Raw genomic sequence first — 18,677 nt, forward strand, 5'->3', positions numbered from 1 at the left:
CATCTATTAACAAATGGATTCTTTTTTGTAATATTAAATTAAACTTATTCATTTGAAACAGTCCAGTCCATTTGTTTTTACCACCGGCGTTTTGGGATATCCCATCCTTTTTGTGCTGCTTATATGGGTGGTTTTCTGGTTTGAAATCCGTTTCGGAATAAGTTTTAACGATTTTGGTGTGCGCCCCAGGGATGTTAAAGGTTTACGCGGAATTATATTTTCACCTTTTATTCACGGGGATTTAAAACACCTTTTCAATAATACCATCCCGCTTTTTGTACTCTCGATGTCACTCTTTTATTTCTACAGGAGAATTAGCTGGAAGGTACTTTTAATTGGTTTATTATTAACCGGAATACTTACCTGGGGTATAGGCAGGACAGCCAATCATATAGGTGCCAGTGGCATAATTTATATGCTTGCTGCATTTTTATTTTTTAAAGGTATTTTCTCGAAATATTATCGGTTGGTAGCCCTTTCTTTAATTGTTGTTTTTCTTTACGGTGGAATGCTGTGGTATGTTACCCCTATAAATCCTGAAATATCCTGGGAAGGGCATCTTTCAGGGCTAATATCTGGTTTTGTTTTGTCTTTAATTTACCGAACTAATATTGCGAAATCACCTAAATATGACTGGGAAAGACCCGAATACAAGGAGGAAGAGGATTTGTTTATGCGGCATTTTGATGAAAACGGAAATTTCATCGAAAGGCGGTTTGAAATAGAGGAAGAGGATAATACTGAAGATAACTCAGGAATTACCTATCGCTATTTTTATAAGAGATCAGAAGAAAATAAGGAGTAAAGACTGGAGATCCTTTATTTGTTTGTTTAGGAGTGCTGTCTTTGTCTAATCGCTTCATATAGAAAAACACCACAGGCCACAGAAACATTAAGCGATTCTATTTTACCAAACATGGGCAGTTTAGCTTTTTTGTCTACGCTTTTCAAGGTTGAATTAGAGACTCCTTTCGCTTCGTTCCCCATTACAATTGCAGATGGCTGATTAAAATCAACATCATAAATTGTATCATCTGTTTTTTCGGTAGCGGCTACAATTTGCACGCCTGAAGATTGTAAGTAAAAAACAGCATCCTTGATATGATTTACTTTTACAATAGGAAGGTTAAAAACCCCACCGGCCGATGTTTTAACGGTATCGGCATTTAAGGGTGCACCACCTTTTTCAGGAATAATTATAGCGTCAACTCCTGTGCATTCTGCAGTTCGAATAATCGCACCGAAATTTCGAACATCGGTAATTTGGTCGAGCAATAGGAAAAGGGGAGTGGTTTTTTCTTCAAGAATCTTTTCAATGGTTTCTTCCAGGTTCCCAAACTTTATTGGAGAAATGGTAGCTACGACACCCTGGTGGTTTCCTTTAGAAAGTTTGTTGAGCTTCTCTACCGGAACAAAGGAAATGTTATATTCACCTTTTTGAACCAAATGGTTTAATTCCTGAAATAAAGGTCCTGAAAGCCCTTTTTGTATATAGACCTTATCAATGCTCTTTCCTCCTTGTATTGCCTCTATAACAGCTCTAATTCCAAAAATACGCGTAGTTTCTTCCATGGTGCAAAGGTATGTTTTGTTTTTAAAAATTATAAGGTCTATAAAATAAAAAAAGCTGTCTCGGTTTAGTGAGACAGCTTTTTATAAAATCTAATGAAAATTAATTTAATTTCTTGGGAAAACCCAAATATCATCATCAAGTAAATGTCCACCTTGAGCTTGAATTGCAGCTTCATAGGCGTCAGGGTTTGATTGTCTTTCAGAAATAGGGTATAATAACCTTCTTGGTATAATTCCAGAAGGGTTATTACCATTTTCACCATCAGGATTAGGTGTTAAATTTGGAAATCCTGTGCGTCTATATCCATTCCATACCTGCATTGGTGATTGGCCATACAGAGCTTTATATTTTTCATTAATTATGGTTTCTATGCTAGCGTCTCCAATACTGGAAATATACTCGTTTGCATTTGCGGTGGTTACACCTAAATAGTTCATATTCGCCATAATAGCTTCCTCGAGGGCTTCAGAGCCATCCCCGCCAGTTCTTTCCAATGCTTCTGCTTCAATAAATTTAACTTCAGCATAGCTAATTACCGGAGAAGGACTGTCTAATTTGCTCCAGAATAGATTAGGATCGGCTGCATCAAAGTAAAGAAAAGTTCCTCCCTCACTCTCGGTCATATACAAAGGCATTCTTGGATCACCCATCATAACATCTGCGAAATATTCTGCAACAACCATGGTATTAGGTCTTTGGAAACCAAACAATGCTAATGGATGACCTCCATTCTGAGTATTCTCAAAAAAGAAATCCAGTTGTTCTGCATTACCGTTTGTGGCCATATCCAATTCATCCAATGCCATTTGTGCAGCGTTAGGATTAACACTGGTTTGTTGAATATAAAAGCGTGCCTTTAAAGCATGGGCAGCACTTATCCATTGCTGGTTGCTTCCTCCAATTAGATCGCCCTGGATACCTGCAGGATCTTCGGCATTCAAATCTGTAATTGCTTCTGATAATAATGTTTGTAAAACACCATAAAGTTCTTCCTGATCATCATATTTAGGTGAAAGGTTTTCCTCTCCCTCGAAAGCTTCAGAATATGGTACATCTCCCCAGGCATTTGTTGCTAATCCTAAATTAATGGCCATATATATTTTGGCCAGACCCCTTGTGTTAGGGGCGTCTCGATTTGTGGCTCTTTCAATAATATCATCAGCGTCTCTCATAGCACCGGTGTAGAGGCCAAAATCCCAGGGGTTGTTTGTATCGTTTTCACCAATTATATAAGATGTATATGCAAGCTGTTGTGCATCTACTCCTTCCCATTGTTGGGTTAGAATCCCGGCATAACGGCCCAGAACAGCACCAATATTTCTATGGGTTTGAGTTTGCATTGCCGGTACTATGGCTACCAGTTCCACATTATCGCCCCCTGGGCGCGTGGGATCCTGGTTGGTAGAGTGATAGTCACACGAGCTCAAAATTGCAATAAATATTATCGCTAATTTTGATATGTTGTTTTTAATATATTTCATGATAAAGCTTATTAAAAGTTGAGTTTTACAGTTAACGCATAACTGCGAGTGTTGGGTTGGTTAAAGTAATCCAAACCTATACCGTTCGATGCGCCGGTTAAGTTGGTTTCAGGATCAATACCAGGATAGTCGGTTATAAGGAATAAGTTCCTGCCCGCAAGAGTAAAAGATCCACCTGATAAAAACGTATTATCTAAAAGGCTTGAAGGTAATGCATACGAAATTGAAGCTTCCCTTAGTCTTACCCAGGAAGAGTCAAATACATAATCTTCTGAAACTCCTCCAAAACCATATCTTACCCATCTGTTGGCTCCCAGGCCATCGGCGGGATCTGCCAATGCCACCTCGGTAGTATTAGACTCACCGGTATTTTCATTTACCCCGTCAAATACGAAATCTGTAACATCTCTTTGATCTGCAGTAGTTTGGGAAACACCAAAATAATCGATAATACCACAGGTTCCACACCATACGTCACCACCTTGTCTTACATCTAAAAGAGCAGAGACGCTGAAGTTTTTATAAGATAGTGAGTTACGAATCCCCATAGTCCAATCTGGAATAGGGTTTCCTATAACCGCATCTTCCGAATCAACAATAGGAAAACCATTGTCTCCAATTAAAACCTCTCCCTGTTCATTTCTTTGAAATCTAGACCCGAATATTGCGCCATAAGGTTCACCTGCAATCACCCTACTGGAGGTGGAAGTAAATCCGGCTAATAGAATAGACTCTACATCTGGGGCGAGTTCTAAGACATCGTTCGTAAAAGTAGTCCAGTTTACGTCTATATTCCAATTGAAATCATCGGTTCTTACGGGTTGGAAACCGGCAGATACTTCCCATCCTTTGTTCTCTATAACTCCGGCGTTTAGAACCCTTGCGGTATATCCAGTTACTGCAGGCTGGTCAACCTGAATAATTTGGTCCTCTGTAGTTTTGTTGTAATAAGCTACATCAAGTTTTATTCTGGAACTAAAGAAATTAAATTCAGCTCCTACTTCGTATTCTGTAGTAACCTCTGGTCTAATATTGGCATTACCAAGTAAAGAAGATCTTTCAAAAGCTACAGTAGAAAAGATAGGAAACTGGTTAGCATCTATAAAGCCATCACCTCCGGCTGCTGCTGCACCATAATAAGTAAGCGTAGAAAATGTCGGAGCATCGTTACCGGTTTTACCATAAGATCCTCTTAATTTACCATAGTTCATTATTCCGCTGTCCCATAATTCTGTAAAAACAAAACTGGAACCAAAGCTATAGGACTGGAAAGAGTTATTATCTTCTGGAAGTGTTGAAGACCAGTCGTTTCTAAATGTACCGTTTATAAAGAAGGTGTCATCATAAGAAAAACGTGCATCTGCAAGTACAGCATCAAGCTGTCTTCTATCTATAGTTTCTGATACCGCCTGGCTTGCTGTATTAGAAATAACGAAAAAGCCTGGTATAGTCATTCCAAGTCCGGTAACCTGGTCAAACTGGGTTTGAGTTTTATACCCATCGTAACCAAGAACATCATTAAATGACCATTTATCGCTTATTTCTTTTTCTGTTAGAAACAAAAGCTGTGTATTGATGTCTTCGTTAAATATAGTTTGGTTAAAAACCGATCCTTGTGGGTTTCCGGCAGAATTTACATCTATTCCCTGTTTTCTTTTATCGGCATATTGATCGTATCCTAAAGTACCCTGAATGGTAGCCCATTCAAATGGCTTGTATTCAAAAGATAGTCTACCAATAAAACGTTTTACATCATCAAAGGAAGGGTTTTGAGTTACCGTCCAGTATGGATTGTCATAAATCCCGGCTCGGTAACTTCTTTGTCTTCCATCAGGCAATAGGTAGGTAGCCGGTGTATTGGCTGCCTCTCTTCCAGATAGGCCATTTCCGTTATCGAAAGTGGGTGTTGAGCGAAGTAATCCAAGCATAACACCAGAAACGTTCGATCCACGCTGTACTCTACGACCACCAGAATTAACGAAATTTGCACTCCCAGATATTTCAAAGTTATCAGTTAAAGCAGCACTTATATCACTTCTAAAAGATGTTCGGTTGAATTGTTCCTGTGGAGCAACACCAGTTTGATCCAGGTGGGACCCCGAAATGTAATATTTCACATCTTCGCTTCCTCCCCGAACAGAAACATTATTGTCCTGAAGAATACCGGTTGTAAAAAAATCATAGGAATCATATGCATTAGCAGGTTGACCATTACCCTCACCGGCAGGCACTAATCTACCATTACGATCGTAAGGATAGGAAGTGTCTCCGTCAAACTCAAGGGAAGAAATTCTTGGTCCCCAGCTAAAACCTTCGAAGGTTTCAGGTCCTCTGTAAGTAGCAACACCACCAACAGGCCGTCCCTGAGCGAATTGACTTTGTAATTCTGGCAACTTATTAACTTCACTAAATTGAAGCGTGGAGGAAACCGAAACCACTGGTGCTCCTGTTTTACCCTTTTTGGTTGTAATAAGTACAACCCCGTTAGCAGCTCTAAGCCCGTAGAGGGTTTGAGCAGCAGTACCTTTTAAAATCTCGATAGATTCAATATCTGCTTGAGCGATGTCGACAGCCCTGTTCGAGGAATCTACTCCACCAACTCCATTACCAGCAGAAGAATTGTCAATTGGAACACCATCTATTACAAATAGGGGTGCATTAGATCTGTTAATAGAAGTGTTTCCTCTAATACGAATATTAGATGAAGCACCTACAGAACCTGAAGAGCTTACCACACTTACTCCGGCAGCTTTAGATGATAGGGAATTAACCAAATTAGTTTCCCCAGTGTTTTCAATATCATCTGCAGTTACCGTTTCGGCGGCATAGGTTAATGACCGTGGGTTTGCTTTAATACCTAATGCTGTTACTACAACTTCGTCAAGTTGTGCTGCATCAGTTCCCATGGTGATCTCCACTTCAGTGGTTTCATTAGTAATGGGGAATTCTGTGGTTTCCATACCAACAAAGGAGAGAACGAGTATATCTCCTGTTTCAGCATTAATGGTAAACTCACCATCAAAATTAGTTTGGGTACCCGTGTTGGTTCCCTTAATTAAAACGGTAACACCTGGTAGGGGTAGCCCGTCCTCATCGATTACCGTACCGGTAATCGTTCGTTCTTGTGCAAAGGTGATTTGCACAGCCAACACTAATAATAGTGTTAAAATACTACTAAACTTTGTTCTCATTTTTACTTTTGTTTGAATTAGCCAGTTCCAAAATTGCTAATAAATGGTTAGCTGAACAAGCAATAAGTTTTAAATAAATTCTTGAATGTTAACTAAAAGTTAATCCTGAATATTAATAATCTGAAATACAGAAATTTATAAAAATCATTTATTTTGTTAAAAAATAGGGAGGGTTTTGATAAATCCCAATAAGCTAATGATTAGAACTAAAAATTGAAATTATTTTGATTTCTTGAGGGGTATTTGAGGAAATAAAAAAGGGAATCAAAATTTTTAGTGCCTTTCTGTTAATAAAAATAAATCTTAAGATTGAGGAAAAATATCATCAACTAATAGATGGCTATACTATACTTTGAGGACCTTGTAAGTGTCATAGATTTGCTACATTTCATTTTACTAATATGCCTAGCTATGTGTAAATAATTAAAACTTTAACTCTAGTTTAAAAATTGAATAGCTTTAATTAGATCAATTTCGTTTTTAATTTTTAGATTGTTGTCTTTTATAAAAACTTCTAGCTCCTTTTTCTTCGCTGTATCAACCATCTTTAAGAGCTTTCTGTTTTTTAAAATTATTTCTTCAATTTTATTAACACCTTTTTTTTGAAGATAGTATTCTGTGAAATGCGTAAATCTATTGGAAGTTGCTTTTACAAATGAATTTTGGGCCGGCTGGGCTTCTGTGAATTTGACCTTGGTTCTTTTAAAAAGATCATATATTTCACCATCATAGAGTTTTGTTAGGTAGCCATTTAGTGTATTGTCACTTTTATCGATGAAGGTCTTAAAAGAAAGACGTTTTCCCCCTCCCAATTCAATACTTATTGCTTTGTCGGTATGCAGTGCGTTTATAGTTTCTTCCTCCAACGGATTTTTTTTGATTTCTATTTCTTCATTATAGGCATTATAACGATAGTAAACCTGTCCCTGGTTTTCGTCCTCGTAGAATAGAAGGGCTGGTTTAAAATTATTATCAGTATATGGCGACCCTATAAAATCATCTGAGATATACCGGTTAGATTTATTTTTATTTAATGAAGAACTTAGCATTGATATAGCTGCTCCATTTACATTCTGGGCTCCGGCACCCGACAAATTGGTTGCGGGTTGCCCGGCGTATTGCGCCGATCCGGCAAAAGGCATGATTACCAGAGCACATATTAATAATATTATGGTTTTCATAATCATTTAATTTATTAAATATGTTTTCAAAGTTCCATTGTTGGATCCGGTAATGATTAATTTTTTATCGTTTAGCTGGATTAGCTCAATATCTTTTATATTTCCTTTAAGATATAATCCCGATTCTTCATAAGTAGTTGGATCGTAACCATCTTTACCATTGGAGAGAAGAACTTGCCCTGAGATAGCATCCAGCCGGGGAGTTTCTACTTCAGTTTCATAAATATTCCCCGCTAAAACAGCATCCTCGAAACCGTCATTATTCAAGTCTATAAAAATAGTTTCAAAAACCGGAAACATTTGCGCTTCAATAGGCAGAATACGGATATCAAACTCGTTATTCCCTTTATTGATCAATAGTATGGAATTAAATTGTGTTGCTTCAGCTTTATATGAGTCCTCAAGGGAATCACCAAAAATATCTTTAAGATTGGCATTTGCGAAATCTGAATATGTAGAAAATTTATCGTTGAGAAAAGGCATTTGTTGTGATGAACATTCCTTTCCTCTAACCGGGACATATTCATTAAAATATTGTTTACCCAGCACAATATCGTTAGTTCCATTTCCATCGAAATCGTTGGCAAATATTTTTAGTGGTTTTTTTAAAGAAGCTTTGAATTTAATATTCAACCCAACATTTCCTAAAATGTAATCTTTAAGGCCGTCATTGTTAATATCTGTTTCAGCTATAGAGTACCACCAGCCTTTTTGTTCAGATAAATTCTCATTGGACAAAAGCTGGAATTTGCCATTCTTATTTTCAAAAAATCCAATTCCGGTCCATTCACCCACCACTATAATGTCTTCCCATCCATCGTTATTAAAATCTGTGGTCACGATGCTATTTACTATTCCAAAATCTTGTAAATCGGGGGCCTTTTCTTTTGTGACATCTTTAAGTTCACCATTCACATTCTCGTAAACAACAGAGGGACTAAACCTGGGATAGGCCTGGGGGATTATACGGTTGCCTATAATTATATCGTTGTCTCCATCTTTATCCATATCCAGAACAGTAATACTTTTTCCGCTATAAGGATTAGAATTAAGGGCATTGCTTTCATGACGGGTAAATTGTTCATTGCCATTGTTGATATACAATCTGTCAATATAGCGTGGATCACCACTTTCAAATTCATTCCCTCCGCTTACCACGAATAAATCCTGATCACCATCACCGTCAAAGTCAAAAAAGACTGATTCCATATCTTCATAAATGCTATCTTTTAAAAAGTCTTCCACAATTATTTTTCTAAACTTTTCACCATCCTGTACATAAAGCTCCCCAGGTTGTCCGGCCGCTCCCCCTATGTAGAAATCAGTTTTTCCATCATTGTTGATATCTGCTTTTGAGATATATGGTCCGAAAGTGGATTGCTTATATGGGAGAAGGACTTCAGTTTCAAAATCATCATAATGGTTTTCCCGATGTTGATAAGATATATTTAAAGATTCAGAGGGAATCTCCTGAAATAAAACAGGTGTTTTTTTCTCCGTTAATTCTTGTTTTAAAGTCTCAGTTTTTGCAAAGGCTATAGTTTGATTTGCCTCGATGTTATGATGAATATTTTCAGTTCCATCTATCCACTTTATTTTAATACTATCTATCTTTTCATATTTGCCAATACCAAAATGAGCAATATTTTGTTGTGAAGACCTGTATCCCCTAATATTTTTCAGCTCTATAAATTGATTTTTACCATCATAAAAAAGGCTAATCTTAGGAAAAAACTGTGAATCTTGTCCCTCTATTTTTACCTTTAAAAAATTACCCAAATTTCTGTCGCTAGAGAGATTTTTATATAGAAAAGCTTCCTGGTCTATATTATTCACCAGGATATCCAGGTCTCCATCATTATCCAGATCGGCTACTGCTGCACCGTTACTGAACGAATAATCTGTTAACCCCCATTGAGTAGCTATGTCTTCAAATTCAAGGTTGCCCTTGTTTTTATACAGGATGTTTCTTAATTTTTCAGAAGGCATACTTTGATAAAGTTGAGATTTTACTCCCAGTGGGACATTCCTTCCATATTTTCTTTTTGCTTCAAGGACTCTTTGCTGTAGATCATTATCCAGAGCATAGCGTCTGTAACCGTTGGTGATAAATATATCCCTCCTTTCGTTCAAATCAAAATCATACATCAGTACAGACCAGCTCCAATCTGTATTGGCAGTATTTGAGAGTTGAGCAATATTGCTGAAATTGTTGTTTCCCTGATTCAATTGAAAAGAATTATACATATATTGATGATGGAAATCTAAAGTATCGGTTAGATAACTAAACCTTTTTGTATCCATAGAAGCCATTAAAGTTTTTGACCGAACATGATCCCTTGCGGCCATATCTAATACAAAAATGTCCTGAAGCCCGTCATTATTTATGTCGGCGATATCCAATCCCATTCCGTAGAAAGAAATTTGACTGGTATATTCTTTTATTTTATCTGAAAAAGTGCCATCCATATTGTTTATAAATAGCGCATCTGGTATGTAATAATCACTGGCAATATAGATATCCAGCCAACCATCATTATTTATATCGCTAACACCAAGCCCAAGTCCGAAAATAGGTCTTTCCAGTCCGGCTTCTTTGGTGACATTTTTAAATTTTCCATTATCGTTTCTGTAAAGATGAGAGCTATTAAAGTATTTACTCTCCTCGTCGCGGGCAGCCAAATTATAGAGATTGTAGGGATCTACCCCATAAAGTTCATTTTCATTCATTACCAGACAGTCCAGATCACCATCCTTGTCATAATCAAAAAATACAGCATGAGTGCTTATGCCCATATCGGCTAAGCCATAGTCTGCGGCTTTTTCTGTAAATGTATTATCTTTATTGTTTATAAAAAGCAAGTTTTTTCGTTGTAATCTTTGATTGGGACCCCCTTGCGAAATGTAAATGTCCTGCCAACCATCCTGATTGATATCTACTATAGTTACAGCATTAGACCATACTTTACCTACGTTAATTCCTGCTGAATTTGAGATGTCTTCAAATTTGAGATCTCCTTTATTAAGGTATAGTTTATTCTCCACCTGGTTGCCGCAAAAGAAAACATCGGGTAGCCCGTCATTATTAAAATCCCCAATACCAACACCAGCGCCATTATAGAAATAATCAAAATCGAAAAGGTTTGCGATGCCAGATAAATCTTCTTTTATATTGTTGGAAAATTTAATATTACTAACACTGCCCGGAACTTTCTCGAAGATTTTATTTTCTGGCTTGCTTAAAGCATCTTCACTTGCTTTTGTTGCGATTTCATCTTTTTTATCAATCTTATTATCACAAGAAAAAAATAGAAATGAGGATAAAATCAATATTGAAAACTTGTAGCGCATAATTTTAAAGTTCTAATAATTTTAATTCTGGAGCATTCTGTGGATAATGATAAATTCTCCAGTAGAATCCATCACCTTTAAATTTCCAAACTACATTTCCGCTGTTAGTTACCTCCCAACCACCATGGTCCCCTTCGGTAATTAAAGTGTTTCCGTTAGGAAGACGAACACCACCGGAGACTTTAGGTGAAAAAAGATTTGTAGAAGTAAAACTCCATAAAACATCAAGTTCATTGTTTTGATTGGATGCCAGGTCATATTCAGCTGGTAATTTTAACTCATAGAGAATTGACTGTTCAGCGGTAATATTGTTGTTGAAGACCAAAATTGAGCCGGTGTCTTCTCCGTTCAATAAATTGGGGAAATGATTTCTATCAAACATTCTTGTGCCTTCAGGATTTTGGTATGCTTCAGGGTTTCCAAACCTATACACGAGATCTCCGCCTTTATTAAAATTACCGCCTGATGAATCTTTAGCTTCAGCTGTAGTTGTGCTGTGGTCAATTACCCAAACCTCACTATAAAAGTTGATACTCAGAAAAATTAGATCCTTATCAGGATCATAGGCAATACCATTGCCATGCATTATATCACCTTTTTCATCTTTTACGTAGTTGATGTCAATTAATTCAGGATGGTCAGCAATAACACCATAATTTGCCTTTTCTGAATCAAAATCCTGAACTATATGGTCCCAGGAACGCCATTCCCAAACAATTGCATTAGTTGCAGGGTCTATTTCTATGATCTTCTCGGGGAAAATATCGGTATTGGTATCTACACCAGACTCTTTTGCTTCCTGGATGGGGATCTTTTCCCATACCATAGCCAGTATATTTCCATTAGGAAGCATTTCAATATCATGATGGAGATTGTAATCTTCTGTAGAGTATGGGAATTCCCATAAGATATTACTGTCTTTATCCAATAACTGGATAAGCCCACCAAAGCCGCCAAAATTTATAATGGCATCTTCATCCATTAACAGAGTAAGAAGGTTTCCATCAGGTAATAGGGTAGAATCGTTTCCTATTCCTGCAACTAAATCCCATTCATGAAGAATATCCAGGTCATAGTTCATAAGGAATACCCTATTATTGCCTGCATCATTAACGAGTAAATATCCCCCATTGACCAGGGAAGGGGAGAACACTTCAATTTTACCAGCTTTTTCATATTCTGAGCTTCCCTCATTTCCTCCTCCTTCTTGTCCTTCCTGTCCTTCCTCTTTATCAACAGGTTCTTCCGGAGTTGAATTATTCTCGTCTGGTTCAGAAAATAATTCATTATTATCACTGGAACAACCGGCAATCATAAATATTACAAGAAAGAGCACTGCCGAAGTTAATGTTCTTATTTTTAATTTTTTATCCATTCTTATTTTGTTAAAAAAATCAAAAAAAAATACTAGAGTCTAAAAGTAAGCAAATTTTCTTATTCTGGATTTTGCCTAAAACAAAAAAGTCGTCTATTTTAGACGACTTTTTTTTATATAGGTTTTGTGATTTATAAATTGTTAGGACAGTAATCCAGTAATTGCAAACCTGCTGTTGGAGAAGGTCCTAAATCCAGAACCTCGTTTCCGTTAGCGGAGGTAACCTGGAATGTAACCTCACTATCCCAGTCTCCAGAAACGTAATTGATAGCTATTTCAGAAGTTCCTTCTGGAACATTAAATGTTCTGGTGCCTGAAGCTCCATCTTCCAGAGTATAGCTGGTTTCCGTTCCATCTATGGTAACCACTAAAGCGGCACCATTCCAACCATCTCCATAAGAATCCTGAAGTTCTATTGTCCATTCTCCAGCTGTAGGTGGAGAAGGCGCACAAACTATAGGGGCAGTATATTGGAAAGGAGACCTGAAGAAAGATCCTGTTAAAGTACCGGTGTTCTGATCGAAAGAAAATCTTCTTCCATCTTCAAGAACAAGCTCAAATCTTATCCTGAATTCATCGCCCCCATCTATTGCGCTAATGGGAACTCCTGTAGAGCTTGCCAATTCAGTTGCCGGGATAGAAAAATCTAATCTTGGCAACCCGAATTCACCAGTAAAAAACTCTGAACGTGGAATTGTAGTAAATAGGTTATCCTCGGTATCTAAATCGGTACCATCAGTATTTGTATTATCTACGAATCTGGTGTATACTTCTACGGATTCTACGAGAGCACCCATTTCGCTGTCCTGAACTTCAAGGGTTATATCAAATTCACCCTGAAGTGCATTTTCGCCTACCAGTAATTCATCAGCGCGAATTTCAATTGTCCTTAAAATAGCGCCTCTGGTGGTGTTTTCTGTGATATCATCTATCAGTGCATCTCCATCGTCACAGCTCTGCATAAACAGGCCGCAGAACAAAAATAAAGGGAGATAAATTTTTATATGATCTTTCATGTTTCTAATTTTTATTTTTAGTTAGCTGGAGGAAAAGCTGGACTTGAAGGATTTGTATCCCAAAATACCTGTTCTGTTAAACCTGACTTTTGATCCAGATTAGGATTTGTTACAACCTCTGTTTGCGGGTACAGGAATGTCCTTGGGAAAGGGCCCGGATCTACTGACCAGTTAGGTGTTAAAGTAGTAGGGAATCCGGTTCGTCGGTAAAAGTTATAGGCGTGGGTTCCATCACCATAAAGCGTCACAAAGTACTGCCTTGCAAAAATGTTCCATTTTTCATCTCCTGAAGCAGCTTGTAGGGCTGAAACCTGATCGTTAATGAAATCTTCAACTTCATCACTATTTGGTGCGATTGAAAGATCGGCATCGCCATCAAGCTCACCAAAGCTTTGTACTTTTTCAATTGATTTTTCAAGAGCAGTTCTGAATAAGTCAGGATCGGCATCCTGCATTTCAGATCTCCAGAAATATACGTAAGAAGAAAGTATTATTGGTTCAATCCCGGCACCAGCGCCTCCTTCACCTAAACCAACGGTGCCAAAACTATTGTCGTCAAATTTTCCTCCTGCAGGATAGACACCTACAGCGGTTCGACGGAAATTATCTGGAGGGGTACCTTCGTTGTTACCGTGAGATCTTCCCCAATACCCATTAGGCACTGCGCAATAAGTGAAGCCACCATCCAGAAAATGTTGAGGCGGAACTGCAAGAGAGCAGGCCAAAGTTTCTTCATTAGGGTCTGCATCAGCGCCAGGTGTTGCACTAACCTGTCGATAAAAATAATATCTTATTCTTGGGTCATCATTGTTTAACATTAATTCCATTAACCAGTTAGACCTATAGAGATCAGAACCGCTGGGAGTGTAGTCTAATACATAGTCCTGGTGTCTGGTATCTGGCTGTAATTCTCTTGAACCAAAATTAAACTGAAAATCATCTGCAATATCATCTATATAGTTCCCACCATTTATTACTGCATCGAATCCCTGGGAATTACCTGTTGTAACATAAGCTCGCAAACGTAAGGTGTTTATCAATTTTAGCCATTTACCAGAATCACCCTGGTAAAAGAAATCTGTTGCTCCCTGTGGCGAAGGAGATTCAGAAAAGAGTGATTCTGCTTCATCCAACAAAGCAAGTGCGCCATCATATACTGCTCTACCTTCATCAAGTTGTGGGGCTGGAAATTCATTTGGGTTACCAGCTTCAGATAAAACTGCTTTACCTAAGTAGTCTACCAATATCATTAGCATGTGGGCTTTTAAAGTCTTACCCATGGCGATATGGAAGCTGTAGTCTACCTCAGATTGTTCATCAAATTCCTTCAATGCTTCTACGTTAGTGTAGATACCTACACTAATAGGTCTTCCTATAAGATTGGTGCCGCTACTATAGGTTCTTTCCCATACACCATCCAGCGTACTACCTGGGTAATTGTTGAAGTAATCCCGTCCAAACATATAGTCAATCCTCGTAAGCTCAGATCCCAAATCGTTTACTGAAGTCATATTACTGGCGTATGCCAACTGTATGGAATTAAGTAGCAAATTGGGATCGGCTTGATCTGAAGCCAAATCATTAGGACTGACGCGCAAGTCCATATCTACTGTTTCACAAGAATTGAATACACCTAAAAGGATAGACAATATTGTGAAAAATTTAATTGTTGTTTTCATATTTAAAATTTTTTCTACAATTTGTATTAAAAGGTTGCTTTAAGGCTCAGTCCAATTCTACGGGCACTGGGACCATTAAGGAAGTCAAACCCTTGTGAATTCCCAATTCCAGCTCCCTGTACGTTTGGATCAAAATTAGCGCCATCAGGAGTGTTGTAGGCATTGTACCACAGGTTGAATCCTTGTGCTGTGATAGATAGAGATCCAAATGGTGACTGTCCAAGAGCATCAGATGAGAATGTATAACCCAGAGATACCTCCTGTAGGCGAACAACTGAAGCGTCATATATCTTGGCCTCTGCCGGTCCAAATAATATGTTATTAAAGTAATAAGTTGAGTTGTTAATCTGAAGATCATTTGGTTCACCTGTACTTTCTCTTATTCCCGGTAAAATATAGGTGTTTTCTCTATCAAGGGTTTCTGTAATAAGTCCTCTACCTAAAAGAGTAGCAATGGTGCTCGACATGATGTCACCACCTTTTATGTGAGATACCAGGAAACTAAAGTTCCAGTTTTTGTACTGGATGTTATTACTTAGGTTCATTGTGTAATCAGGGTTGGGATCACCTATTACTGGAACATTTCCATCATTATCAGCTTCAGTAATAATATAGTCACCACCTTCATTTACTAGGAGCTCTCCGTTTTCATTACGATCAAACGCCGTTCCAACAATGGCTCCCAAAGGCTGTCCTTCTATAGCCGCGTTACCTCCAATAAAGAGCTGTGTACTACCTGCGTAAATGATGATGTCCTGTTCTTGTTGAGTCACAACAGGATTATAAGTGGCAAAATTAACATTTGTGTTCCAGTTAAAATTATCTCTTCTAATCCAATTGATGCCTAGATCGGCTTCAACTCCATCTCCTCTGATTTCACCAACATTACTTTGTGTGAATGTAAAACCTGTAGAAGGGGATAGCGGTTCATTAACAATAAGGTTTTCAGTTGTCCTTTCAAACCAGGTGAAATCTAAAGATACACGATTATCAAAAAACCTTGATTCAAATCCTAATTCAATTTCAGATAACAATTCGGGTTTTAAATCTGGATTTGCTCTAAAGCCAGCTACCTGGTTCGTAGTAACCTCACCTCCTTCTCCAAATACCTGGGTATTTTGTTCAACAATACCTACAGTAGGGTAGCCCGTTGGGAAGGTTGCAGATTGCCCTAAACCTCCTCTCAGTTTCAAGAAATTGAGGCCGTTGGTTGATCTTAAGCCCTCAAAAGCCTGGGTTGGAAGAAAGGATACACTGGCACTAGGATAAGATTGGCTGTTGTTTTCAGAGGTAAGGTTTGAAACCCAATCTGTTCTCGTAGAAGCCGTTAAGAATAGCATGTTGTCGTAGTCAAGGGTAACCTGGCCAAGTACACCTGCAATATTCCTTTTTTCAGAAAATTGGATTGGAGCCTGGTTTCTGTAGTTAAAATGTCTTTGTACACCATATACTAATTGACCGGTACTGGCAACCCCCTGCTGATCGTAATCGGTCAAACGGGAAGTGGCGCCCACGTTAAATGTCAAGCCTAATTTATCTGAAAGATCATACTCTCCATTTAAAGCCAGGTAATGGTCCCAAATGAGATTGTTGTTATCATATGTATTAAGATAACCGAAGATTGCATTTTGGAAATTTACTCCTCCTTTATTAGAATGCTGTGTGTTTCTTTCAGTATAAAAATCCAGACCAGCCCTGTAGGTTGCGTTTAAATTGTCATTAAACTCATAGGTTAAAGAAGTATTCCAAAAAACCCTATTCGTTAATTGGGAATTTTTAATGTTAGCTGCAATCCATCTTGGATTAATAATATCATTACCATTACGATAATAAACACTGGAGCCGTCTATAGGGTTTTGAAAGGGTAATCCCATTAAATCAACACTTCGCGGGGTAAAAAAGACATTCGCGAAAAGTGATAACCCAAGAGTACCGTTACCCCTACTTGCTGCAATAGGAGGAGAAGTATAATCTGTCCTGGAATAATTCATAGACCCAGAAATTGTAAACTTATTAGAAAGTTTAGAACTCCCTCCAATAGACATGGTTAGTCTCTCTAATGAATTGCCGGGAACAAAACTCTCATCATCCAAATGGCCCATATTCACGTTGTAATTAGAGTTTCCGTCTTTTGAAGAGCCGTTTATATTTACTGAGGTTGTGATTATTCTTCCATCCTGGAAGAAATTCTCTACAGAGTTATACGGCCTCCATTCATATCGTGCGCCCTGTAATTCAGGGAAAGCTTCTCTGGTACTCGCTACAGAAGTCGTTGAGTAAGGATGTTCCAGGGTTCCATTATCATCAATAGCAGGTTGACCTCCCCATCCTGATACTCCTTCTCTATCAAAACTTGGTCCCCAGTTGCTAAAGAACCAGCCAAAAGATTGATCAAATCCATTTCCATATTGATTTTGGTAATCTGGCATAGAGGCCATTTGATTTACAAAATATGATTGACTTACGGAAATTTCAGATTTTTTGGCAACGCCCTCCTGAGCCCCTGCTTTAGTGGTGATTAAGATCACCCCATTCTTTCCTTGAGATCCGTAAAGTGTAGAGGCAGCAAGACCTTTCAAAACTTCGATATTTGCGATGTTATTAGGGTCAAGATCCAGGAAACGCGAAGACCCTGTGTTTCCTGAAACGAAGTCTCCTGATGCGTTGGTGTCACTACTAAATGGAACTCCATCTACTATAAATAGTGCCTGGTTACTACCGCTGAAAGAACTTAATCCCCTAATTACAACGTTAGTACCAGATCCAGACATTCCCCCTGCAGCTGTAATACTAACCCCGGAGGCCTTCCCTGAAAGAACCCTGGCAACATCACCATCTGCTCTTTGTTCGAGTTGCTCAGAATCAACAGAAGATACTGCGTACCCCAAAGCTTTTTTCTCTCTTTTAATTCCCTGTGCTGTAACCACAACTTCTTCAAGTTGAGCAGAATCAGCTTCCATCACGACATCAATTATGTCGACATCACCAACTGAATATTCGACGGTTTGCAAACCAACAAAGGAGAATAGAAGAATGTCTCCTTGATTTGCCTGAATAGAATAGTTACCATCAAAATCAGTTTGTACTCCGGTTGAAGTTCCTTGCACTACAATGTTTACACCTGGTAGCGGAAGTCCGGAATTATCTGTCACTGTACCAGTAATTGTTTGCTCCTGCGCAAAAATTGTATGCGCAAGAAAAACAAAAATAAGCGTAAAAATACGAGTTAATTTTTGTTTCATTTTTGGTTTATTTGAATTAGTTTATTAAAAAGTAAAAAAAATGTTAATAGCATATAATGCACTTTATAAATCATTGGTGATTATAATTTTTTGCATACAATAATTAACATTCAAAGTTGAGTTTATCAGTCTTTAATACGATAAAAACCAGAAAAATTTTCTGAAAACCTAAAGAATTTAATTTCCATCAAAAGTCGGTTTGTTTTACCAGTATAGGGTTCTATTAACTAAAACAGTTGCCTGTTAGGGGTAATCTGCTTCATCGGTTGCTATGCCGGTAATCGTTTGTTTTCGTGTTAAGTTAATTTGCACAGCTAACACCAATAAAAGTGTTATAATACTGCTAAATTTTGTTCTCATTATTTGATTTTGTTTGAATTAGCCAATACCAAAAGTGCTAATAAATAGTTAATAAAACAAAAATTTTTTTTTAAAAGTTAACAATAGTATCATCACATTAACAATATTGACTGATGAATCGCAAGAATTTAGTAGTTATTGGTGAACATTTGAATGTTAAAATAATGCGAATTTAGTATTTTCTTTTGTTTGGATTATGGGTAAAGTGTAATGTAGGTGTGAGGTTAT

At 37.8% G+C, this 18,677-nt stretch carries 10 protein-coding genes; 1 reads left to right on the top strand and 9 read right to left on the bottom strand.

All coding sequences use genetic code 11. The annotated features are described in order from the left end of the window. Nucleotides 1-52: 52 nt before the first annotated feature. The gene (locus LB467_RS02070; protein WP_224472374.1) at nt 53-805 is read left to right on the top strand and encodes a rhomboid family intramembrane serine protease; all 753 of its coding nucleotides are present in this window, start codon (nt 53-55) and stop codon (nt 803-805) included. Nucleotides 806-831: 26 nt separating this feature from the next. Here LB467_RS02070 and rlmB read toward each other — a convergent pair whose 3' ends face one another. From rlmB to LB467_RS02115, 9 genes are all read right to left on the bottom strand, one after another. Further along, the gene (gene rlmB, locus LB467_RS02075) at nt 832-1,572 is read right to left on the bottom strand and encodes a 23S rRNA (guanosine(2251)-2'-O)-methyltransferase RlmB (RefSeq protein WP_224472375.1); all 741 of its coding nucleotides are present in this window, start codon (nt 1,570-1,572) and stop codon (nt 832-834) included. Between the two features lie 105 nt (nt 1,573-1,677). Beyond that, the gene (locus LB467_RS02080) at nt 1,678-3,054 is read right to left on the bottom strand and encodes a SusD/RagB family nutrient-binding outer membrane lipoprotein (protein WP_224472376.1); all 1,377 of its coding nucleotides are present in this window, start codon (nt 3,052-3,054) and stop codon (nt 1,678-1,680) included. Between the two features lie 11 nt (nt 3,055-3,065). Next, a complete protein-coding gene (locus LB467_RS02085; RefSeq protein ID WP_224472377.1) occupies nt 3,066-6,245 on the bottom strand; it encodes a SusC/RagA family TonB-linked outer membrane protein in 3,180 nt (1,059 codons plus the stop codon). A gap of 437 nt (nt 6,246-6,682) precedes the next feature. Continuing rightward, a complete protein-coding gene (locus LB467_RS02090) occupies nt 6,683-7,426 on the bottom strand; it encodes a hypothetical protein (RefSeq protein WP_224472378.1) in 744 nt (247 codons plus the stop codon). Between the two features lie 6 nt (nt 7,427-7,432). Then, nucleotides 7,433-10,777 carry a VCBS repeat-containing protein gene (locus LB467_RS02095; protein WP_224472379.1) on the bottom strand — a complete coding sequence of 1,115 codons (3,345 nt, stop codon included), beginning with the start codon at nt 10,775-10,777 and terminating at the stop codon, nt 7,433-7,435. A 4-nt stretch (nt 10,778-10,781) separates the two neighbouring features. Next, nucleotides 10,782-12,152: an aryl-sulfate sulfotransferase gene (locus LB467_RS02100; protein WP_224472380.1), complete on the bottom strand. Its 1,371-nt coding sequence runs from the start codon at nt 12,150-12,152 to the stop codon at nt 10,782-10,784. Nucleotides 12,153-12,283: 131 nt separating this feature from the next. Further along, nucleotides 12,284-13,168 carry a hypothetical protein gene (locus LB467_RS02105; protein WP_224472381.1) on the bottom strand — a complete coding sequence of 295 codons (885 nt, stop codon included), beginning with the start codon at nt 13,166-13,168 and terminating at the stop codon, nt 12,284-12,286. A 17-nt stretch (nt 13,169-13,185) separates the two neighbouring features. Continuing rightward, on the bottom strand, nt 13,186-14,847 hold the full coding sequence (locus LB467_RS02110; RefSeq protein WP_224472382.1) for a SusD/RagB family nutrient-binding outer membrane lipoprotein: 1,662 nt from the start codon (nt 14,845-14,847) through the stop codon (nt 13,186-13,188). Between the two features lie 26 nt (nt 14,848-14,873). Beyond that, nucleotides 14,874-18,089: a SusC/RagA family TonB-linked outer membrane protein gene (locus tag LB467_RS02115; protein WP_224472383.1), complete on the bottom strand. Its 3,216-nt coding sequence runs from the start codon at nt 18,087-18,089 to the stop codon at nt 14,874-14,876. Nucleotides 18,090-18,677 lie beyond the last annotated feature (588 nt).

Origin of the sequence: Salegentibacter tibetensis, assembly GCF_020164485.1 — a bacterium.
Lineage (GTDB): Bacteria > Bacteroidota > Bacteroidia > Flavobacteriales > Flavobacteriaceae > Salegentibacter > Salegentibacter tibetensis.